This is a genomic window from Sphingomonas sp. SORGH_AS_0789, assembly GCF_031453055.1.
Lineage (GTDB): Bacteria > Pseudomonadota > Alphaproteobacteria > Sphingomonadales > Sphingomonadaceae > Sphingomonas.
In genome coordinates, this window is sequence record NZ_JAVIYV010000001.1 from 37,241 (window position 1) to 57,984 (window position 20,744).

Below are 20,744 nucleotides of genomic sequence, written 5' to 3' on the forward strand. Positions count from 1 at the left end.
TCGGCGCCGCCCGCCGCTTTGGGAGTGACAATGACCGATCGTATCGCCTGCCCGACCCTTCGTTCGCGTATCACCGATGCCGATAGCGCCGCCGCCCTGATCCGCCCCGGCGAGACGGTGGCGACGAGCGGCTTCACCGGATCGGGCTATCCCAAGGCCGTGCCGCAGGCGCTGGCGCGGCGGATGGCGGCGGAGCATGCCGAGGGGCGGCCGTTCCGCGTCAACCTGTGGACCGGCGCCTCGACCGGACCCGAACTGGACGGCGCGCTGGCGGCGGTCGACGGCATCGCGCAGCGCCTGCCCTATAGCGGCGATCCGGTCGCGCGCGAGAAGATCAATCGCGGCGAGATCGACTATCTCGACATGCATCTCAGCCAGGTCGCGCCGATGGCGTGGGAGGGGGTGCTGGGCACGCTCGACACCGCGATCATCGAGGTGTCGGGCATCCGCGCGGACGGCTCGCTGATCCCCTCCTCCTCGGTCGGCAACAACAAGACCTGGGCCGACCGGGCCAAGCGCGTCATCCTGGAGGTCAATCGCTGGCAGGACGCGGCGCTGGAGGGGATGCACGACATCTATTACGGCACCCGCCTGCCGCCCGACCGCGTGCCGATCCCGCTGGTGCGGCCCGACGACCGCATCGGCACGCCCTATCTGGCCTGCGATCCCGACAAGATCGTCGCCGTGGTCGAGACGGACGCGCCCGACCGCAACCTGCCCTTCGCCGCGCCCGACGATACCGCGCGCGCCATTGCCGGGCATATCATCGAGTTCCTCGCCCATGAGGTGTCGCGCGGGCGCCTGCCCCCTGCCCTTCTGCCGATCCAGTCGGGGGTGGGCAACATCGCCAATGCCGTGCTGTCGGGGCTGATCGACACGCCCTTCGAACCGATGACCGCCTATACCGAGGTGATCCAGGACGGGATGCTTGACCTGCTGGACGCCGGCAAGCTGCGCATGGCCTCCGCCACCGCCTTTTCGCTCAGCCCGCAGGCGGCGGCGCGGCTGAACGCGAACATGGCGGGCTATCGCGACCGCATGATCCTGCGCCCGCAGGAGATCAGCAACCATCCCGAACTGGTGCGCCGCCTGGGGTGCATCGCGATGAACGGCCTGATCGAGGCGGACATCTATGGCAACGTCAACTCGACGCTGGTCATGGGATCGCGCATCCAGAACGGCATCGGCGGATCGGGCGATTTCGCGCGCAACGCCTATGTCTCGATCTTCATGACCCCCTCGACCGCCAAGGGCGGCAAGATCTCCGCGATCGTGCCGCAGGCGGCGCATGTCGATCACATCATGCAGGACGTGCAGGTGATCGTGACCGAACAGGGGCTCGCCGACCTGCGCGGCCTGTCGCCCCGCCAGCGGGCGCGGGCGGTAATCGAACGCTGCGCGCATCCCGATTACCGCCCCCTGCTCGCCGACTATGCGCTGCGGGCCGAGGGCGGTTCCTATGGCCTTCATGCACCCTCGCTGCCCGCCGAGGCGTTGTCCTGGCATCGTCGTTTCATGGAAACGGGAACGATGCGGCCATCTTGACCATGTCGAAGGTCGCCCCGACCATGATGGCACCCAGTCAGGAGGACAGGATGATGATCGCGGATACCGAGTTGCTCGTCACTCGCCATGGCGTGCGGCTGCACGTTCGTCCCACGCGCGAGGAGGACGAGGCCGCGCTGGCCGAATTCTTCGCGCGCGTCTCGCCCGAGGATTTGCGCTTCCGCTTCCTGACCAGCGTGCGGCAGGTCAGTCACGAGCGGTTGACCGGCATGATCCGCGCCAACGATGCCGCCAGCACCAGCCTGATCGCCCTGGCCGATGACGGGTCGGTGCTCGCGGCCGCGATGCTGGTGGGCGACGACGCGACCAAATCGGCCGAGGCGGCGATCGCGATCCGGCATGACCGAAAGGCGCAGGGCATCGGCTGGACGCTGCTCGACCATCTGGTCGGCCATGCCAGGCAGAAGGGATATCGCACGATCGAGGCGCTGGAGGATCGCGACAACCGGTCCGCCATCACGCTGGAACGCGAAATGGGTTTCGAGCCCCATCCGGTCGAGGGCGACCCCATGCTGATCCGACTGAAGCGCACCATCCCCTGACCGAACGGCCCGCGGATCGCCCGTCAGGGGCGGCGATCCGCGGGCGGACCTACCCGCCCTCCCCCTCCTGTCGGCAGGCCGATCGCCACCCATGCGACGGCTGCCCGGGTCAAACGCTTTGACTTGCCACGCCTCGATGACGTAATGATACATCATATCAATGATGAGAGCTTGGTATGAACAGCGCATTTTCGATCGTCGAGACCGGGCAGGCCCGCCTGCCGGTGACCGTCCTGTCGGGCTTTCTGGGGGCGGGCAAGACCACGCTGCTCAACCATATCCTGGCCAATCGCGAAGGGCGGCGGGTGGCGGTGATCGTCAACGACATGTCCGAGGTGAATATCGACGCCGATCTGGTGCGCGGCGGCGATGCCACCCTGTCGCGCAGCGAGGAGACGCTGGTCGAGATGACCAATGGCTGCATCTGCTGCACGCTGCGCGACGACCTGTTGCAGGAGGTGCGCGCGCTGGCCGAGGCCGGGCGGTTCGACCATCTGGTGATCGAGAGCACCGGCATCTCGGAGCCCTTGCCGGTCGCCTCCACCTTCTCCTTCCGCGATGAGGCGGGGCAGTCGCTGGGCGATGTCGCGCGGCTCGACACGATGGTGACGGTGGTCGACGCCATCAACCTGCTGAAGGATTATTCGAGCCAGGATTTCCTCGCCGATCGGGGCGAGTCGCTGGGCGAGGAGGACACGCGCAGCCTGGTCGGCCTGCTGGTCGAACAGATCGAGTTCGCCGATGTGGTGGTGGTCAACAAGGCGTCGTCGGTGTCCGCCGAACAGCTCGCCACCGTCAAGAAGCTGGTCGCCAGCCTGAATGCCGATGCCCGGATCATCGCCTGCGACCAGGCGCGCGTTCCGCTGGATGCCATTCTCGACACCGGCCTGTTCGACGAGGAAAAGGCCGCGCAGCATCCGCTCTGGGCGAAGGAGCTGTATGGCTATGCCAGCCATGTCCCCGAAACCGAGGAATATGGCATTGAGAGCTTCGTCTACCGCGCGCACGCGCCGTTCGATCCGGTGAAGTTCCATGGCTTCCTGACCGATGGCGGACTGGACCATGTCGTGCGGGCCAAGGGGCATTTCTGGCTGGCGACGCGGCCCGACTGGGTCGGCGAACTGGCGGTCGCGGGCGCGCAGACGATGACCGCGCGCCTGGGCCGCTGGTGGGCCAGCATCCCGCGGAACCAGTGGCCCGACGACGACCGTTTCGAGCGTTTCGTCGCGGGCCATTGGAACGAGATCTGGGGCGATCGGCGGCAGGAACTGGTCTTTATCGGCATCGGCATGGACGAGGCGCGGATCCGCGCCCGGCTCGACGCCTGCCTGTTGCCGGTCAAGGCGTTTACGCCCGACCTGTGGATGGGCCTGCGCGATCCTTTCCCGGCCTGGGGCGAGCGCGCGCTGGAAATGGCCGAATGAGCCGGATCGCGACCGCCGCGCACGTGCTTTCGCGCCTACCCTTCCGCGCCTCGCTGGCCTGCGCCCTGCCGCTCATGCTGACGCTGACCGCCCCGGTGGCGGCGACCGAACCCCAGGCGAGCCCGATCCTCGCCGCCGACGGCACGCGCCATGGCAGCGTCAGCGTGCGGGATACGGCGTCGGGCGTGCTCCTGCGGATCGAGGCGACCGGCTTGCCGCCGGGATGGCACGGCATGCACTTCCACGAGAAGGGCGATTGTTCCAGCGCGGGCTTCACCTCGGCGGGCGGCCATGTCCATGCCGCCAAGCCGGTCGTGCACGGTTTCCTGGTGCCGGGCGCCAATGACGCGGGCGACCTGCCCAACCTGTTCGTCCGGGCGGACGGCAGCGCCACCGTCGAGCTGCACTCCACGCTGGTATCGATGACCGGCGCGGGCGGACGCCCCGCGCTGAACGATGCCGACGGCGCCGCGCTCGTCATCCACGCCGAGCCGGACGATTATCGGACCCAGCCCATTGGCGGCGCAGGCGCGCGCATCGCCTGCGCCGTCCTTCGCTGAGCCGTTCCGCATGACGCTCTTCCACGACGACGCGAAGTCCGACCCGTTCACCCCCGACAAGGATGAAGACATGATCTGCAAGGCCCGCACTCCGGCAATCGCGCCATTTTCCGGCGCCCTCGCTCGGCGGGGATGGACCGCCCATGGCTGAGTCGCATCCGGCGCTATTCTCCGGTCCCGAGTCGCTGATCCCCGTTTCGGTGCTGACCGGCTTTCTGGGCAGCGGCAAGACGACCCTGCTCAACCAGTTGGTGCGCGCGCCGCAGATGAGCCGCGCGCTGGTCATCATCAACGAGTTCGGCGCGGTCAGCCTCGACCATGATCTCATCGCCCGGTCGAATGACGATCTGGTGGTCGAGATGATCGGTGGCTGCCTGTGCTGCACCGTCCGGGGCGACCTTGCGCGCACCCTGCGCGATGCGCCCTGGCGCTTCGCCCGCGACGGCCTGTGCTGGTTCGACCGGGTGGTGATCGAGACCACGGGCCTCGCCGACCCCGCGCCGATCCTCCACACGCTGATGACCGATCATCGGCTGCGCACGCTCTACCGGCTCGACGGCGTGATCGCGACGGTCGATGCGGTCAACGGCATGGCGACGCTCGACGCGCAGGAAGAGGCGGTGAAGCAGGCCGCCGTCGCCGACCGTATCCTCCTGACCAAGACCGACCTCGCCTCTCCGCAGGACCAGCAGGTCCTGACCGGGCGGCTGCGCGCGCTGAACCCCGCCGCGCCGCTGATCGTCGCGGTCAACGGCGCGGTATCGCCGGACATGCTCTTCGATGCCGGTCTCTACAATCCCGAGACCAAGACCAACGATGTCCGCCGCTGGCTGGCGGCCGAAGCCTATGACGATCCGCACCATCATGGCCACGACCATCATCATCACGGGCACGATCACCACCATCACGACCATGACCATCATCATGACGTGAACCGGCATGACGATCGCATCCGCGCCACCTGCCTGACCTTCGACGAACCGTTGAAGGCGCATGCGTTCGAGCGCTGGCTCGATGTCCTGGCCATGTTCAAGGGACCGGACATCCTGCGCATCAAGGGCATCGTCAATCTGGAGGACGAGCCGAACCCGGTGGTGATCCACGGCGTGCAGCATGTCTTCCACCCGCCGGTGGTGCTGGAAGCGTGGCCGTCCGACGACCGGCGCACCCGGCTGGTGTTCATCACCCGCGATGTCAGCGCCGACGAACTGCGCGGCACGCTGGCGCTGATGACGCTGGGGCTGGACTGTTTCGGGTTGCAGGGCCTGGTCGAGGATGTTCCCGCCTCCGGCCTGCTCGGCGTTCCATAGCCCGCCCTCCCCTGCCGCCCCGATCGTCTTGGGCGGCCAGGGTGCGACGGTCACTGAAGCCCATATCCTCGCGGCGCGCCCAGCGTCATCGCCAGCATGATGCGCGTCGAACAGATGGCGCAGTCGAGCGCGCTGGCCGCGCCCTTGTTGCAGTCGATACAGGCGCGGCGGCGCATCGATCCGTCGAGCAGCCCGAGCAGCAGGCATTCGTCGGCCGACCGCGCGCACTCCCCCACATCGATGCAACGGCCGAGCGCGGCCTCGCACAAGGTCAGATAGCTGTCGAACACCGGCGCCAGCATCTCGCAGCGATGCGGGGCCAGCATGCGGTGCAACGCCTGTTGCACCGGCCTGCCCCCGTCGCGCGCATAGCGCCAGCAGCGCGCGGCGGCCGTCAATAGCCCGGCGGCATCGGGGGCCGCGCCCATCGGCGCTGGCGGGTTCATGAGGCTTTCCGCTCGCTTCGGACATGGGCTCATGCCGGTTTCCTTCGACGCCTTACTGGGACTCCGTCATTATAGCATTTGATAGTCATTATCAACAAAGAGTCATGTCGTGGCGATGCGCGGTGCGGCCCAGACGCTGTCGCGGGGCCACGCCACCGCACGCCGCCGGGCGGCACGCGCCATGACGGCAAAGCCCATCGCTCCCAGGGTCGCGACCCCGTCGACCAACTGGCTCGCACCGGGATGGCTCCAACCCTGTGCGAATATGGGGGACAGGAGCGTGGTCAGCGGAATGGCGGCGGTCGCCCCGGCGGCGGCCCACAACAACTCCGACCCGCTGCGCGCCGCACCGCGGATCAGCGCCCAGGCGACCGCCGCGACGAACACCAGATAATAGATGCGCCCATGCCATGCGCCGATATCGGCGCGGTCGGCGGGCAGCCACTTGGCGGCGGCGATCGTCAGCGAGATTCCGGCGACGCAGCCCAGCGGCACGCCCACGGTCAGGCTGCCGAGGATGCGGGTCGCGCGCGTCTGCTCCACCATAGCCGCCTTGCGCTCCTTGCGGCGGCGGCTCTCGATCCACAGCAGATTGCCCGAGTAGAACAGGAAGGCACCGGCAAGACCCAGCAGGAAATAGGACCAGCGCACCGGCGCGCCGCCGAAGCTGCCGAAATGCAGCGCGAAGAAGGAGGTGACCGCCGCGAACCACGGCCCCTGCCGCCCCGGCATATAATCCGCCTCGGTAATCGCACCGGTGCGGGTGTCGATCTCCGCCCGGCCATAGGTGGGCGCGCGCATGCCATAGCGTTGGTCGACGCCCGTGAGATCGCCCTGGCCGCCCCCCTTGGCATCATGGCGATAGGTGATCGAGCGTAGCGCGAAGCCGGGCGCCTGTGCCGCGATCCGCCGTTGCAGTTCGACGGGCGACAAGGTGCCCTGCACCGCCTCGAGCGCGGGCGGCTCCGGTGGGCCAGGCGGCGGCGGGGCTCGCCGCTCGACCCTCGCCGCGCCGACCCGATACACCGCGCCCTGGGCGGCATAGATCTGGTCGTGAAACGCGAAGATGACGGCGGTGATGGCCATGACGATATGGAAGGGCAGGCTGAACAGCCCCAGAAGATTGTGAAGGTCGAGCCACATCCGCTTGATATTCTTGCCGAAGCGCAGCGCGAACAGGTCCTTGGCCAGGCTGGGCAGCAGGCAGATGACGCCCGAGACGATCGCGACGGCGTAAAGCAGCGAGACCAGCCCCATGATCGGCATCGCCGTCCTGCGATCAAGCGGCAGGCCGACCTGCTGGTGCAGCACGTCGACCAGCTCCGCGACCGGCGAGGCGTCCTGCCGGACCACCTGCAACGCGCCCTCCGGGGTCAGCGCGGCGAGGAAGGTCGGGCCCGGCGCGCGGCGGTTGCCGGTGGTCCAGCTCAGCCGTGCGGGCATGTCGGGGCCGGTGTCGAAATGGACGGTATAGGCGGCCCGCGCATCGGGCCGCGCGCGCAGCACCTTGGCGATCAGCTCGGGCGTGCGATCCAGCGACGGCGGCGGCGCGATGCTGGCGGGGGCGGAGGCCCATCGGTTCAGCGGCTCGGCGAACATCGTGATCGCGCCGGCATAAAAGGCGATGAACAGCGCCAGCCCGGCGATGATGCCGACCCAGCTATGCACATCCTTATAGGTCTTCAGAATATCGGTGCGCATCGGCGATCACCCCAGAAGCAGGCGCGCGGCGATATAGGCCGCCCAGGCCATCAGATTGGCGAGCGCCAGCCAGCCCCATGCGCGCGCGCCGCTGCGGAACAGGAAACATAGGCCCAGCACCAGGCACCAGATCGGCGACACCAGCCACATGGCGAGCTGTTTCTGCGCGCTGAACGGGCCATCGTCCGTCGAGAACAGCGCGGCGAACAGACAGGTGAGCGCCAGGGCCAGCGTCAGCCCCAGCAGGGCGGCGGCCGATACCTTGCCGAACCAGTCGCGGCTGGTGAGAAGCGGACGGCTCATCGCGCCGCCTCCCGCCGGAAGCGCCACCAGCGGACCGCCACCGGGACGATGCTCCAGACCAGCATCGCCCCCGTCATCCCGGTGAAGACGGCGGTCGCCGGACCCTGCACGGTCATCAGCAGCACCAGCGCGACCGCCAGCAGCACGATCCCGGCGATCCGACCGGACCGCCGCGCCCCGCCACCGGCGATCAGGGCCTGATGCGGCGTGCCCACATAAAGGCATAGAGCTCCGCCGATCATGGCGAAGGCGGCGCACCAGGCCGCGATCACGGCGCGGCCCGTGCAAAGGCGAAGCGGATCGCCGGTGCCATCGCCGCCAGCATCGTCGTTCCGTGCGTCTGGCCCGGCAGCGGCAGGAAGCGGGCATGGTCCGCACCGCCGCCCCGATCGAACGACCGCGCCAGCTCGGCGGGAGGGGCCGCGGCCGCGTCGCCCTCCGCGATCAGGATGCGAGGGTGCGAGGCCCCGGCGGTCGCGGCCTCGCGCGCGATCAGGCCGTTGCCGAACCAGAGCGACGGGCTGACCGCGACGACGCCGCCGAACATCGCCGGACGGGTCAGCGCGGCATGCAGCGCGAGCAGGCCGCCGAACCTGTGGCCGAGCAGCGTCTCGCGCGATCGATCGACCCGCCAATGCTGGCGGACGAACGGCTGCACCTGTCGCTCGACGAGGTCGAGAAACGCCTCGGCCCCGCCGGTCGGCCATCCACTGCCAGGGCTGTTCGCGGGGATCGTCCAGCCGGGCGTGGCGGGGGTATAGTCGCGGGCGCGGCGCTGGAGCGAGCCCGCCGCGATCCCGACGACGATGCCCTCCCCCACGCCGCTGCGCGCGCCCGCCCCGGCCAGCCGACGCGCGGTCAGCGCCGCGATCGCGAAATTATCCTCGCCGTCCAGCACATAGAGCACCGGATAGCCGGAGGGCGGCGGCGGCGCCTCCGGCCAGGCTACGAAGAGGCGATACGCCTCTCCGTCCGGCGCATGGACGACCCGCTCGACGCTGCGCGGCAGCGTATAGGGCGGTCCTGCGGGCGGCTCCGGCATCGCCGCCGCAACCGGCGATGCCAGCGCAAGCAGGCCCGCCAGCCACGCGCTTACCACCGGTATTGCAGCCGCAGGTTCAGCGTGCGTCCCGACCCGTAGAAACAGGCCGATGCCGCCGAGCACAGGGCGACATAGCGCCGGTTGGTCAGGTTGCGCGCATTGACCGACAGGATGATGCCGCTGGCAAAGGCCTTGCGCAGGAACAGGTCGTACAGCGTATAGCCCGGCACGCGATAGGCGTTGGCGGTATCGCCATAGGACACGCCGACATAGCGCACCCCGCCGCCCAGGCCGACGCCGCCCAGCGCCCCGCCCTCGGCAAAGCGATAATCGGCGAACAGCGACCCCATCCAGTCGGGCACCTGGGTCAGCCGGTTGCCCTGCTGCCCCTTTGCCCCGCGCGTGATCTCGCTGTCCATATAGGTGCCGGTCGCGATCAGGCTCAGGCCGCCGATCAGCGTCGCCTTGCCCTCCAGCTCGACGCCACGGATGCGACCCTGGCCGGTCTGCACCTGACAGGTCGTGCCCGCGCAGACATGGCTTTCGTCCGGGTCGGGGCTGGCGAGGTTGTTCTGGGTCAGCTGGTACATCGCGGCGGTGATCAGCGCGTTGCTGCCCTGCGGCTGGTATTTCACGCCGACCTCATATTGGTCGCCGGTCGTCGGCTTAAACGGCGTGCCGTCGAAATATTGCCCGGTCGTCGGCTGGAACGAGGTCGAGTAGCTGGCATAGGGCGCCACGCCGCTCGGCGAGATCCAGGTCGCGCCCGCGCGCCACGTCATCTTGTCGGCCTTGGTCACCGTCACCGGATCGGTGGCGCCGGTCGCCAGTTCGTTGACCTGATGGTTCTTGGCCCAGTCGTAGCGCGCGCCCAGGGTGACATGCAGCTGGCCAAGCGAGAGCTGATCCTGGCCATAGGCGCCGACCTGTTCCAGGCGCGCGTTCAGATGGACCTGCGGCCGGAGCGTCGAGAGGATCCGCCCCACCCCTTGCGACACGGGGTTGAAGATGTCGGGCATCGCCGGAACGTCGGTCGACAGGTCACGCAGGTGCCGCCATTCGGTGTCGAGCATGTCGACGCCCAGCAGCACCCGGTGCGCCAGCCGCCCGGTGTCGATGCGCCCCTCCAGCTTGGTATCGAGGCCATAGCCGTCGGAATGGCCGACGCCGCGCACCGCGCGCCGGTTGATCGTCTTGCCGTTGGACAGGGTGCCGCCGCGCAGCACCGTCCCCTCGAACAGCGTCTCGACCCGGGTGTAGCGACCATTTTGCCGCAGCTCGAAGCGATCGGAAAAGGCATGCCGCAGCTCGTAGCCGAGCAGATATTGGTTGCGGTCATAGGTGTTGAACTGCGGCTCGCCCAGAAACGCGTCCAGCCGGATATGACGTCCGCCCGCGCCCGGCTGGCGCGATCCGATATCGGGCAGGAACTGGAAGGTCGATCCGCCCTCGTCGCGCTGATATTGCGCCATCAGCGTGACGCTGGTCGCCGCATCGGGCGCCCAGGTCAGGCTGGGCGCGATGTAATAGCGGCCCGTCTTGATCGAATCGATCTGGGCATCGCCGTAACGCGCCAAGCCGACCAGCCGTGCGGTGACCGTGCCATCGGCGGTCAGCGGCCCCGACACGTCCGCCGCGCCCTGATACTGCCACTTGCCGAGGCTGGTGAACCCGGCCCCCTGCAACATGATCTCGCCGCGCGGGGTCGCGGTAGGCCGCTTCGTCACCAGATTGACGATACCGCCCGGCGCCACCTGGCCGAACAGCACCGCCGAGGGGCCCTTCAGCACCTCGATCTGCTGGAGCGCGAAGGGATCGAAGGCGGTGCGCGTCCATTGACCGCCCGCGGGCAACCGGATGCCGTCGAGGAACAGATTGTCGCTGAAGCTGCCCGCCGAAAAGCCGCGCACCGAGAAGCTGTCGGCGCGGCTGTCGATGCCGTCCTGCTCGGCCTGGACCCCGGCGGTATAGGCCAGCGCCTCGGTCACGCTGTGCACCGCGCGGACGTCGAGTTCCTCGCGCGTGATGACCGAGATGGATTGCGGCACTTCGATCAGGCGCGTCGCGGTCTTGGTGCCCGACGTCGCCTGGGTCTGCCCCGTGGCGGTCACGACGATGTCGGTATCGCGAAGCGCATCGCCCTTGTTATCCTGGGCCGCCTCGGCCGAGGTCGCCGCCGACAGCAGCAACCCGATACCCAAACAGATTCTCATACGTCTCCCGCCCCTTGGTACGCGCCGCCCTGACGGCGCTTCCGTGATAATTTGGGAGCGTCTAATAGCGTCAGCTAATGAGAGTCAATCTCATATAGACAGGATGTTGTAATGTTTGAGGAATATCGGCCACATCCGGCAAAGGGCGACGCCTTCCTTCCCTCGCCCCTCGTAGAGGGGAGAGGGTTGCGCAGACTTGGTCTTTGCGAGAGCAAAGGCTTAGTCGGAGCTGGGTGAGGGGTGAATGCGCGCAGCGCGCGAGCCCTTGGGCTCGCTCAACCCCTCACCCAAGCTGCGCTAGCCAGCAGGCTGGCAAGCTTCGCTAACCCTCTCCCCTTTCCAGGAGAGAGGAAAGAAGACGCAATCCTGAATGTCGATCCGACCTAGGGGTCGAGCCCCAGCGCAGCGCGATCGGCGGTGGCGCTGGCCAGTTCGGCGCGCGCGGCGGCGATCCGGGCCTGGGCGTCGATCAGGCGGACACGGGCGTCATTGGCGGTTTCCTCGCGCTGGTTGACCAGGAAGAAGTCGCTCGATCCCAGTTCGAAGCGGCGCCGCTCGGCCGCCGCGAGCCGCTCGGCCAGTTGCCGCTCCTGGTCGGCGATCCCGGCCAGCTTCTCGGCGGCGCCGACGCCGATCAATATCCCTTCCACCTCGACCGCGATCTGGTCGCGCAGGAACCGGCTGCGCGCCGCCAGCGCGTCCATCTCCGCCTGCGCCTCCGCGATCCGACCCTTGGCCGCGCGGTTCTGGAGCGGCAGCGAGAAGCGAAAGCCGACCGCCGCCTCCAGCGGGGTGCGCGACGGTCCGCCCAGCCCGACCGGGCCGATATCCTTGCCCGCTTCGCCCCGCAGGTCGAGCCGGGGGCGCAGGTCGTTCTGCGCCAGGGCCAGCCGCGCCGTCCCCTGGTCGATCCGCGCCAGCAGCATCTGGATGTCGGGCCGCTGCTGCGCGAAGTCGGCGCGCGCGGCCGCCGCGACCCCCGACAGCGCCTCGGCCCCTTGCGGCAGACGGTCCGGTCCGACCAGCAGCGGCTCGCCCGCCGCATCGCGGAAATAGAGCGACAGCGCATTGGCCGCCGCCTGGAAATCGCCCTCCGCCCGCACCACCAGCGCCCGGCGGCGCACGAGATTCTGGTCGTTCTCCGCCAGCAATATGTCGGGCCGCGCGCCCAGCTGGACCTGACGCGCCAGGCCGCCGCGACGGCTCTCGGACAGCGCCAGCAGGTCGCGATAGGCGCGCAGCCGCAGGCCCGCCGCCACCCAGTTCTGATAGGCGTCGATCGCGCGCCGCTGCACCCCGATCGCCACCGCCTCGCGCTCGAACCGCGCAATGTCGATATCGCCCGAGGCCAGCGTGCGGCGGGTCCGACGCTCGTCCACCAGCCGGTCGCGCAGCAGCGAATAGAGCGCGCCGACCTTCACCTCGCCCAGGCGGTTGGTATAGTTCTGATTCTCATAGACCGGGAAATCGCCCCGGCTGACGCGGTAGCCGCCATAGACATAGCCGCCATTGTCGCCCAGCGGACGGGTCGCGGTGGCCGAGGCGACGGTGCCGTCATAATAGCCCAGCGTGCGTGACCGGCCCTCCGCCTCGAACACCGTGTCGAACGCGCCGTTCGCGGTCAGGGCCCGCCCCTCGGCCGCGCGGACCTTGGCCAGCGCCTCGACGATCTGCGGCGCTGCGCGGGCGGAGGCGCGCAGCACCTCGTCCAGGGTCAGCGGCCCCGCGCCGGTGGCCTGCACCGGCACCGGGTTGGGCTGGATCCGCTGTGCCGTGGCGGGCGCGGCGAGCATCGACAGGATCAGCAGCGGCCGGATCATTTGGGCTTGCCCGCCTTGGCCGCGATCTTCTTGTCGTCCTCCTTCTCGGTGGCCTTGTCGGTCGCTACCTTGCCGAGTTCCAGCGGGAAGTCGTTCAGCTGGCGCCAGAGTTCATAGCCGACGCTGACCGTTTCCCCCTGCACCCAGCCCTGCACCTTGCCGCCCAGCCGGACGAAGCGCCGCTCGGGCCAGGCGGGCTTTCCCGGCACCGGCTCGACCAGGATGCGGAACAGCCCCTGGGCGTTGGCGGTCGGGTCGATGCTGCGGATGCGGCCGTCGAAAAAGCCGTAGGCGACCGATGGCCAGCCGCTGAACTGGATCGCGGGCCACCCCTCGAACTCCAGCCGCACCGGGCGGCCGGGGCGCAACAGCGGCACGTCGCGACCGTCGATCATCAGCTCGACCGCGCGTTCGACCTGTTCCGGCGCGACCACCGCCAGCGCCGTCCCGGCGGACACCAGCGCACCACCGGCGGTGGCGTTCAAATTCTGGATACGGCCGTCGCGCGGGGCGCGGACGAGCTGGGCCGACTGGCGGTTCAGCTGGACGTCGATCCGGTTGAGCTTGGCGCGCGACTCCGCCAGCTTGGCCCCGGAGTCGGACACCTTGATCTGCGCCTGTTCATAGTCGCGCCGCGAGGCCAGCCCTTCGGCGAACAGCTGGCGGGTGCGGTTGACGTCGATCTGCGCCACCGCCTGCGACTGGCGGACCGACGCGATCTCCGCCTCGACCTGCGCACGCTCGGCGGCCAGGCGCGACAGCAGGTTGGGGTCGAGATCGACGATGCGCGCGATCGGGTCGCCGCGCTTCACCGGCTGGCCGTCCTGGACATACCAGCGCTCGACCCGTCCGGGGACCAGCGCGGTCACGTCCTGCGCGCGGTCCTCCGGGTCGAGCGCGACGACCTGCCCCCGCCCCTGCGCGGTCTGGAGCCATGGCACCGCGAACAGGATGAAGACCACCACCGCGATGCCGACCGTCAGGATCCAGGCGATGGCCACCGCCACGCGCGGCGGACGCAGCGAGGCCAGGGTGCGGAAATGCGCGAGATGCTCAGGCAGATGCGACATCGCCACCCTCCTGACGATTGGCGGCCTGAAGATCGGCGAGATGGTCGAAGCGCCGCTGTTCGGTCAGGCCCAGATAGAGATACCCGTCCAGCGTCAGATCCTCGGGTCGGCCGGTGCAGAGCAACACGGTGGTGCCATGCGTCTTCAGCAGGCGCAGCGCCGCCAGCAGCCGCTGCGGCGGCAACAGGTCGAACAACTGGCCGAGCAGCAACAGCCGGGGCCGGACGAGCAGCGCATTGGCCAGCTTCAACGCCATGGTCTCTCCGACGCTGAGCGGATAGCCGGTCGAGCCGAGCAGGGTGTCCAGACCCTGCGGCAGGCTGGCCAGGCGCCGCTCGAGCCCGACCATGGCGAGCGCCGCCATCGCATCCTCGGCACGTTCACCCGAAGCCAGGCGCAGATATTCGCGGATCGTGACCTCGACGATGGTCGAACGGTCGAGCACCGTCACGTCCGAGCGCAGATGGTACATGTCGAACGACCCCAGATCGCTGCCGCCGATCCGCACCAGCCCGCGTTCGGGCACCACATGCCGTTTCAACAACATGGCCAGCCGCCGCTCCGCGCCGGGTTCGGCGACGGTGACGAGCTGCTCGCCCGCCGCCAGGGTCAGATTGTACCGCGCCTGGTCGAACCGGACATCGGTCATCTTCACCGCGCCGTCGCGCGGGCCGTTGTCGCCCAGCACCTTTGGCTCCTGCGGAATGGCGAACAGCAGCGACAGCTCCTCGGAACTGGCGACCAGGTCGTAGAAGGTGTCGAGGTACAAGCCGAGCTGCGAAATGCCGTAGAAGACGCCCGACAGGATCAGCTCGGCGGCGACCAGCTGGCCCAGCGACAATTGCCCGCGCAGGATCAGCATCCCGCCCAGCAGCAGCAACCCGGCGCTGGCAAAGGCATAGATCAGCAGGAACGCGATCGTCTGCGCGAACTGATAGCGGAAATAGCGGCGATGCGTGTCGACATAGCTGGCGGTCATCGCCTCCGACCGCGCCATCGCGAAGTCGAGGTGGCGCAGCGACTTGTAGAAGCCGTTCGATCCGCCGACGCTCTCCAGCCAGCGCGCGGCATTGTGCTTGGCATGGCTGAGCGCGACCGCGCCGCTGATCGCCCCGCGCCGCCAGAGCAGCCAGACGAGCAGCACCGCCGCTACCAGCACGGCGTTGAAGGCCAGGAAGACCGGGTGGTAGAAGCTGGTGATCGTCAGCCCGATCGCCGCCTGCAACATGATGGTGAACGCCCCGATCACCAGGCTGGGCACCGATTTCTGGACGACGACCAGATCGAAGAAGCGATTGAACAGGTCGCCGCGATTGCCGTCGGCGAAGAACGGGTCCTGCGCATGCACCGCGCGCAGCGTGACCTCGGCCACCACGCGCGAGAACAGGCGGCGCTCGAACGCGGCCATGATCCACACCCGGAGCGCGCTGAGCCCCGCGACCAGCAGGAGCAACAACAGCAGCACGCCCGACAGAGCCCAAAGCGGGGCGGGCATCGCGGTGTTGGCCACGCTGTTGATCAGCAGCTGGACCGAGATGGGCGTGGCCAGCGCCAACAGGCTGATCGCGATGGTATAGACCATGCCCAGCCGCACATAGGCCGCGTCCGGCCCCATGATCTGCGCCAGCCAGCCGACCGCGTCCCGAAATCCCAACCGCTTCGCTGCCACGAAGGCCCCCTTTTCCGTTTCGACGCGCCCCATCGCACCGAAATTTTTCTGGATCGTTTCTGCGGCGTAAAGAAAGGTACGAAGCGGCCTAATCTATGTCGTTTTTCCCATCATGCCTTCCTGCACGACCGCAGCGAGACGGACGGATCAGAAGGCATCCCAGTCATCGTCGGCCAGCGCGACATTGCCCTGGACACGCGGCGCCGGGGCGCTGCTGCGGATGCGCGGTGCCGCGGTTGCCACCCGGTCCTGAAGCGCATGGACCGGCGAGGTCGGCGCGGGCGCGGGGGGCCCGATGCGGAAACGGGCGATCTGGTTGGCCAGGCCATCGGCTTCCGCCGCCAGGCTGCGCGCGGCGGCGGTCGCTTCCTCGACCATCGCGGCATTCTGCTGGGTCACGCTGTCCATCTCGCCGACCGCGGTATTGACCTGCTGGAGCCCGGCCGCCTGCTGTTCGGCGGCGCTGGCGATCTCGCCGACCAGGTTACTGACCTCGACGATCCGGTCGATGATGCCGGTCAGCGCGTCCCCGGTTTCGCCGACCAGACGGACACCCTCGGCCACCTGTTCGGACGAAGCGCTGATCCGGTCCTTGACGTCCTTGGCGGCGTCGGCCGAACGTTGCGCCAGTGCGCGGACTTCGGAGGCGACGACGGCGAAGCCCTTGCCCGCATCGCCCGCGCGCGCCGCTTCGACACCGGCGTTCAGCGCGAGGAGATTGGTCTGGAAGGCGATGCCGTCGATGACGCCGATGATCTCGGAGATTTCGTTGGACCGCCGCTCGATACCGCTCATCGCCTCGACCGCGTTGCGGACGATGCCCCCCGACCGCTCGACCAGCTCGCGCGCGTTGCGCACCGCCGCATTGGCGCTGGCGGTCCGCTCGACGGTCGAGCGCATCGTCGCGGTGATCTCGTCCATCGCCGAGGCGGTTTCCTCCAGGCTCGCCGCCTGCTGCTCGGTGCGCATCGACAGGTCGTCGGAGGCGGTGCGGATCTCACTCGCGCCGCCGTTGATGCCCGACACGGCGGTCGACACCCGGCCCAGCGCGTCCTGCAAGGCCTCGGCGGCGGCGTTGAAATCGGTCTTCAGCTTGGCGAACGGGCCGGTCAGCTGCGTGTCGATCCGGGTCAGCAGGTCGCCGCGCGCCAGTTCCGACAGGCCATGGCCGATGCTGTCGACGATCAGCGTGGTCTGCTCAGCCTTGGCGCGCTCCGCCGCCGCGAGCTGGTCGCGGAACCGGGTCATCGCCTGGGCCAGATCGCCGACCTCGTCGCGGCGATCGGCTTCGGGGACGGACACATGCATGTCGCCCGCCGCCAGTCGGCCCATCGCTTCGGTCATCGTGCCCAACGGCTTGGCGATCTGGCGGATCAACAGCACGAGCAGCGCCACCGTCAGCGCCACCGCCGCTAGGATCATCGCGAGGGTGATCAGTCGCCCGGTCGAGGCGATCGAATCCGCCTTGGCACGCGCCGCGTCCATCGCGGCGGTATAGGCTTCCTCCGCCCGGCCGAGCGCGGCGTTCTGCGCGTCATAGTCCTTGACCTCGGTCAGCGCGCTGGCCTGCGCCGCGGCGACCTCACCCTGGCGGGACAGGGCGATCGTGGCGGGGACATGGTCGAAATAGCGTTGCCAGACGGCGGCGAAGTCCTGCATGGCGGCCTTCGCGGTCGGGTCCTGTTCCAGCGACGCGACCTTCACCAGCGACGTGTTGATCATGTCGGCCGCCTTGCGCATCGCCTTTTCATGCGCGTCCATCACCTCGGGCGAGGTGCTGACGATATGGGTCATTTCCTCGGCGCGGGTGTTCGACGTCTGCGTATCGATGCTGTGGGTCAGCTTCTGGAGACGTGCCAGCCGCTGGGCGATGTCGGCGGCATTGGCGCTCAGGGCGGTCTGATTGCGAATGGACAGCCCGCCGACGATCAGCAAGGCCACCAGCACGACGGCGAAGCAGCTTATCAGCTTCGTACCGATCCGCAGGTTCTTCATTGCAAACTCCCTGTGTCCCTCGAATTCGTCGCCATGCCCCCGCATAGTGGCGTGGGACGATAGACATGCCGGGTTAACAAAAACCTTTGCAATCAAACCCTACCCGTGCCGAAGCGTCACCGCTGCCGCCTTCGCCCCCAGTCATGGGACAGGCCGAAAAGGATCGCGCGGGTATCGGTGATGCGATCGTTCACGGCGATCGCCAGTGGCGTCCGGATCACCGTGCGGATCGCGCTGTCCTGCACCAGGCCGCGCGCGGTCAGCGATGTGGACCAGCGCGGGGAAATCTTGTGCCGCCAGACCAGATTGACCGCGCTGGTGCCGGTCCGGGGGCCCAGCGGAATCAGCTCCGGCCCTTGCCGGTCGGCGTCGACACGCAATGTGTCGCGGTGCGTCGCCTGCCAGTCGAGCGAGCCCTGGAGCGCATAGCTCAGAAGCGCGGCGCGATACGTGCCCGCCTGATCGCCGCTCGCCGTCCAGTCGGTCCGCAAATTCCCCGTCAGCGAATATCGCAGCGTCCCAACGACGGGGCCCGACAGCACGACCTCTCCCCCGACCGAATGCCATGTGCCGTTGTTACGCGCGATGCGAAGCAGGACATTGTCCGACTGGAACACATAGGAGTTTCCGATCAACCGGTCGGTCCGCCGCGAATAGAGCGTTGCCGTCGCCCGAAAGCCCGCATGGTCGAAGCCATATTCGACCTCGACACCCGTGACGTCCTGCGGGCGGAGCAGCGGATTGCCGATCAACAGGTTCTGCGGATCGATGGTCACGACGACCGGGCTAAGCTCGGTCGGATCGATCCGCTCGCGGCTGCGCGACATGCGAAACGCGAGATGGTCGCGTCCCAGGTCATGCGTGACCGACAAGCGATGCGCAAATCCCGCGCCCCTGCGCCGTACCGACGTCGCTTCGGGTGAGGTCGCGGCCGTAATGCGAATAGCCTCTACCCGTGTCCCCGCTTCGATCGCCCAGTCCTGGTCACGATAGGCTGCCGCAGCATGGATGGCCGCGATGGTCTGAACGCCATCGAAGGTGGCGAGCGACGGCATGGGAAGCGCGCCCGCCTGGGCGGGGTCGAAGGCCGCCGCGCCGTTCGCGACCCGTTCCCCCTCGCGTTTCCACTCCGCCCCCGATTGCAGCGTCCACCGTTTGCCGAGCGGCAGGCTATGGTCGATGGCGACGCGGTCGATGGTCGAGCGGCTGCGGAACAGGACGATCTGACCCGAAGCCGGTCGTACCGGGCTGTCATGGATCGTGGTGAAGGGACGGTCCCACCGCAGCCCCGTCTCGCTATGCTGCGCCTCGACCGACAGGGACGGACGGTCGGCCGCCACCTTTTCCCGGTAATAGAGCGAAACGTCGCGCGCGTCGTTCCAATAGGTTCCGCCCCGGACGCGCCGATAGAGGGCCGTCACACCGTCACGCAGTCGGTCGCGATGATCCTCGAATACGGTATTGATCGGCGTCCCGCGTGAGCCCATCGCCTCCAGTCCGATCTCGGCGTTGGCGGTCGCGGTATAGGATAGGGTGCCGGTAAGACTGGCCGATCGGCTGAACGTCGGGGTAAAGCGCGCGACCGTGGCAAATCGACCGATCTCGCCGCCGTCGCGATCCAACAGACGCCGATCATCGCGGACGGTGGTAAGCCGCACATCCTGCCGCAGGGCGGTATCGATTGACGCCTTCCACCGGCCCGACCGCAACGTGCCGTTGGCGGACAGTGTCCGGCGGCCGCGACCGCCGGCACTGGCGGCGAGTTTGCCGCGCAACCCCTCCTCTTTCGGCTTCTTCAGGCGGATGTTCAGGATCATGCCGCCATTCGCGTCGTAGCGGACCGAAGGGTTGGTCAGCAATTCCACCGACTCGATCGACCCGCCCGACAATGCCTCCAACGCCATGACCCGTTCCGGGCCATTCAGCGCGGCGGAAGGGCGTCCGTCGATAAGGATGCGGACCTTGTCGCTGCCGCGCATCGTCACCCGCCCATCCGGCGCGATATGGACCGAGGGGATGGTGTTAAGGAGGTCGACCGCGCTTCCGCCCTCGCCCTGGACACGATCGGCGGTGGAATAGACCACACCCTCCAGCGTCCGCTTGGCGGGCAGGCGGCGGCCCCGCACCAGTACCTCCTTGTCCTCCCCCTTGGATGGCGGCGGGAGCGGCGAGGTCTGGGCCAGCACGATACCCGGCGCGACCAGCGCGAGGGAAATACCCGACGTCAGCCGGGCGAGCCATGATCGACGTTGCGGGATCGGACATGCGGCATGCACGAACGAAGACATGGCGAACCTGCGAGAATGGCGACGCTCCCTCTTGCGGAGCACTGTTTGGCTATCGCAGTGGAAAGCGGCGCACCAACGAACAATTGTCCGCCCTGCCCCCAAATTCTTTCATGGCAGGCGAAGGATCGCGCGGCGTGCCTGTCGCATCGGCGGCAAGCCGTGTACGACCCGCCATCGAGCGGCAGGGAGTGTGGTGTGGCAGGCGGCGAGGCACGACGGAACGATCCCGAACGGCGGCAACGCATCATCGACGCGACGCTGGATGTCGTCGCCGAGCAGGGCGTGCCGGGGACCACGCATCGCCGGATCGCGGCGGCGGCGGCGGTGCCTCTAGGGTCGGTCACCTATTATTTCGCCTCGCTGGAGGAATTGCTGACCACCGCCTTCGTCCAGCTGGCCGAGCGTTCCTCCGCCGCCTTCGCCGCGCATATGGCGCGGGCCAGCGATGCGGATAGCGCGCGCGAGGCGATCATCGACATCATCGCGGGGTCGGTCTGGGCGGAGCCGCGCACGCTGCTGCTGAGCTATGAACTCTATGCCTTTGCCGCGCGCCACCCCTCGGTCTCGACCGTGATGCAGGGATGGATGAACAACAGCCGCGCCGCGCTGGAGCGTTTCTTCGACCCGCTGACCGCGCGCGCGCTGGATGCGCTGGTCGAGGGGATCGGCATCCACAACTCGATCGATCGCGATCCGCTCGACCGGGAGGCCATTCGCACCATCGTCCACCGGATCGCGGCGCCCTGACGGGCTTGCACCGGCGCGCAGGCCCCGCCATCCTGCCCCCCATGGATC

18 protein-coding genes are annotated in these 20,744 nt (G+C 68.3%); 7 read left to right on the forward strand and 11 right to left on the reverse strand.

What is annotated here, in order from left to right; translation table 11 throughout:
• Positions 1-30 precede the first annotated feature (30 nt).
• From QE360_RS00170 to QE360_RS00195, 6 genes are all read left to right on the forward strand, one after another.
• A complete protein-coding gene (locus QE360_RS00170) occupies positions 31-1,545 on the forward strand; it encodes an acetyl-CoA hydrolase/transferase family protein (RefSeq protein WP_309694043.1) in 1,515 nt (504 codons plus the stop codon).
• Between the two features lie 50 nt (positions 1,546-1,595).
• Entirely contained in the window at positions 1,596-2,108 is a 513-nt protein-coding gene (locus QE360_RS00175) for a GNAT family N-acetyltransferase (protein WP_309698335.1), read from the forward strand.
• 176 nt (positions 2,109-2,284) lie between these two features.
• Positions 2,285-3,532 carry a GTP-binding protein gene (locus QE360_RS00180; protein WP_309698337.1) on the forward strand — a complete coding sequence of 416 codons (1,248 nt, stop codon included), beginning with the start codon at positions 2,285-2,287 and terminating at the stop codon, positions 3,530-3,532.
• On the forward strand, positions 3,529-4,092 hold the full coding sequence (gene sodC, locus QE360_RS00185; RefSeq protein ID WP_309698339.1) for a superoxide dismutase[Cu-Zn]: 564 nt from the start codon (positions 3,529-3,531) through the stop codon (positions 4,090-4,092). The genes QE360_RS00180 and sodC overlap by 4 nt, the downstream gene beginning before the upstream one ends.
• Before the next feature lie 10 nt (positions 4,093-4,102).
• A complete protein-coding gene (locus QE360_RS00190) occupies positions 4,103-4,243 on the forward strand; it encodes a hypothetical protein (protein ID WP_309698340.1) in 141 nt (46 codons plus the stop codon).
• On the forward strand, positions 4,236-5,402 hold the full coding sequence (locus QE360_RS00195; protein ID WP_309698343.1) for a GTP-binding protein: 1,167 nt from the start codon (positions 4,236-4,238) through the stop codon (positions 5,400-5,402). Before QE360_RS00190 ends, QE360_RS00195 begins: the two co-directional genes overlap by 8 nt.
• A gap of 50 nt (positions 5,403-5,452) precedes the next feature.
• Here the strand turns inward: QE360_RS00195 and QE360_RS00200 are convergent, their stop codons facing one another.
• From QE360_RS00200 to QE360_RS00250, 11 genes are all read right to left on the reverse strand, one after another.
• Complete coding sequence (locus QE360_RS00200) at positions 5,453-5,881, reverse strand: hypothetical protein (RefSeq protein ID WP_309698345.1); 429 nt, start codon at positions 5,879-5,881, stop codon at positions 5,453-5,455.
• A gap of 69 nt (positions 5,882-5,950) precedes the next feature.
• Entirely contained in the window at positions 5,951-7,549 is a 1,599-nt protein-coding gene (locus QE360_RS00205; RefSeq protein ID WP_309698347.1) for a PepSY-associated TM helix domain-containing protein, read from the reverse strand.
• Between the two features lie 6 nt (positions 7,550-7,555).
• Entirely contained in the window at positions 7,556-7,852 is a 297-nt protein-coding gene (locus tag QE360_RS00210) for a hypothetical protein (protein ID WP_307104233.1), read from the reverse strand.
• Entirely contained in the window at positions 7,849-8,124 is a 276-nt protein-coding gene (locus QE360_RS00215) for a hypothetical protein (RefSeq protein ID WP_309698349.1), read from the reverse strand. Before QE360_RS00215 ends, QE360_RS00210 begins: the two co-directional genes overlap by 4 nt.
• On the reverse strand, positions 8,121-8,951 hold the full coding sequence (locus tag QE360_RS00220; RefSeq protein WP_309698350.1) for an alpha/beta hydrolase-fold protein: 831 nt from the start codon (positions 8,949-8,951) through the stop codon (positions 8,121-8,123). The genes QE360_RS00215 and QE360_RS00220 overlap by 4 nt, the downstream gene beginning before the upstream one ends.
• Positions 8,945-11,107 (reverse strand): TonB-dependent siderophore receptor, encoded by a 2,163-nt coding sequence (locus QE360_RS00225; RefSeq protein WP_309698353.1) that lies wholly within the window; start codon positions 11,105-11,107, stop codon positions 8,945-8,947. The genes QE360_RS00220 and QE360_RS00225 overlap by 7 nt, the downstream gene beginning before the upstream one ends.
• Before the next feature lie 383 nt (positions 11,108-11,490).
• A complete protein-coding gene (locus QE360_RS00230) occupies positions 11,491-12,927 on the reverse strand; it encodes a TolC family protein (RefSeq protein ID WP_309698355.1) in 1,437 nt (478 codons plus the stop codon).
• The gene (locus tag QE360_RS00235) at positions 12,924-13,997 is read right to left on the reverse strand and encodes an HlyD family efflux transporter periplasmic adaptor subunit (protein ID WP_309698357.1); all 1,074 of its coding nucleotides are present in this window, start codon (positions 13,995-13,997) and stop codon (positions 12,924-12,926) included. The genes QE360_RS00230 and QE360_RS00235 overlap by 4 nt, the downstream gene beginning before the upstream one ends.
• Positions 13,981-15,666 carry an ABC transporter ATP-binding protein gene (locus tag QE360_RS00240; protein WP_309698359.1) on the reverse strand — a complete coding sequence of 562 codons (1,686 nt, stop codon included), beginning with the start codon at positions 15,664-15,666 and terminating at the stop codon, positions 13,981-13,983. Before QE360_RS00240 ends, QE360_RS00235 begins: the two co-directional genes overlap by 17 nt.
• Before the next feature lie 147 nt (positions 15,667-15,813).
• On the reverse strand, positions 15,814-17,661 hold the full coding sequence (locus QE360_RS00245; RefSeq protein WP_309698361.1) for a methyl-accepting chemotaxis protein: 1,848 nt from the start codon (positions 17,659-17,661) through the stop codon (positions 15,814-15,816).
• 116 nt (positions 17,662-17,777) lie between these two features.
• Positions 17,778-19,949 carry a TonB-dependent receptor domain-containing protein gene (locus tag QE360_RS00250; protein ID WP_309698363.1) on the reverse strand — a complete coding sequence of 724 codons (2,172 nt, stop codon included), beginning with the start codon at positions 19,947-19,949 and terminating at the stop codon, positions 17,778-17,780.
• Between the two features lie 195 nt (positions 19,950-20,144).
• On the opposite strand from QE360_RS00250, the gene QE360_RS00255 reads away from it, so the two are divergent.
• Positions 20,145-20,696 carry a TetR family transcriptional regulator gene (locus tag QE360_RS00255; protein ID WP_309698365.1) on the forward strand — a complete coding sequence of 184 codons (552 nt, stop codon included), beginning with the start codon at positions 20,145-20,147 and terminating at the stop codon, positions 20,694-20,696.
• Positions 20,697-20,744: the final 48 nt, after the last annotated feature.

Coding starts and splice junctions, on each gene's coding strand:
- QE360_RS00225 (WP_309698353.1), bottom strand. CDS start 11,107: ATGAGAATCTGTTTGGGTATCGGGTTGCTGCTGTCGGCGGCGACCTCG.
- QE360_RS00170 (WP_309694043.1), top strand. CDS start 31: ATGACCGATCGTATCGCCTGCCCGACCCTTCGTTCGCGTATCACCGAT.
- QE360_RS00175 (WP_309698335.1), top strand. CDS start 1,596: ATGATGATCGCGGATACCGAGTTGCTCGTCACTCGCCATGGCGTGCGG.
- QE360_RS00180 (WP_309698337.1), top strand. CDS start 2,285: ATGAACAGCGCATTTTCGATCGTCGAGACCGGGCAGGCCCGCCTGCCG.
- QE360_RS00210 (WP_307104233.1), bottom strand. CDS start 7,852: ATGAGCCGTCCGCTTCTCACCAGCCGCGACTGGTTCGGCAAGGTATCG.
- QE360_RS00200 (WP_309698345.1), bottom strand. CDS start 5,881: ATGAGCCCATGTCCGAAGCGAGCGGAAAGCCTCATGAACCCGCCAGCG.
- QE360_RS00190 (WP_309698340.1), top strand. CDS start 4,103: ATGACGCTCTTCCACGACGACGCGAAGTCCGACCCGTTCACCCCCGAC.
- QE360_RS00235 (WP_309698357.1), bottom strand. CDS start 13,997: ATGTCGCATCTGCCTGAGCATCTCGCGCATTTCCGCACCCTGGCCTCG.
- QE360_RS00250 (WP_309698363.1), bottom strand. CDS start 19,949: ATGTCTTCGTTCGTGCATGCCGCATGTCCGATCCCGCAACGTCGATCA.
- sodC (WP_309698339.1), top strand. CDS start 3,529: ATGAGCCGGATCGCGACCGCCGCGCACGTGCTTTCGCGCCTACCCTTC.
- QE360_RS00230 (WP_309698355.1), bottom strand. CDS start 12,927: ATGATCCGGCCGCTGCTGATCCTGTCGATGCTCGCCGCGCCCGCCACG.
- QE360_RS00195 (WP_309698343.1), top strand. CDS start 4,236: ATGGCTGAGTCGCATCCGGCGCTATTCTCCGGTCCCGAGTCGCTGATC.
- QE360_RS00205 (WP_309698347.1), bottom strand. CDS start 7,549: ATGCGCACCGATATTCTGAAGACCTATAAGGATGTGCATAGCTGGGTC.
- QE360_RS00245 (WP_309698361.1), bottom strand. CDS start 17,661: ATGAAGAACCTGCGGATCGGTACGAAGCTGATAAGCTGCTTCGCCGTC.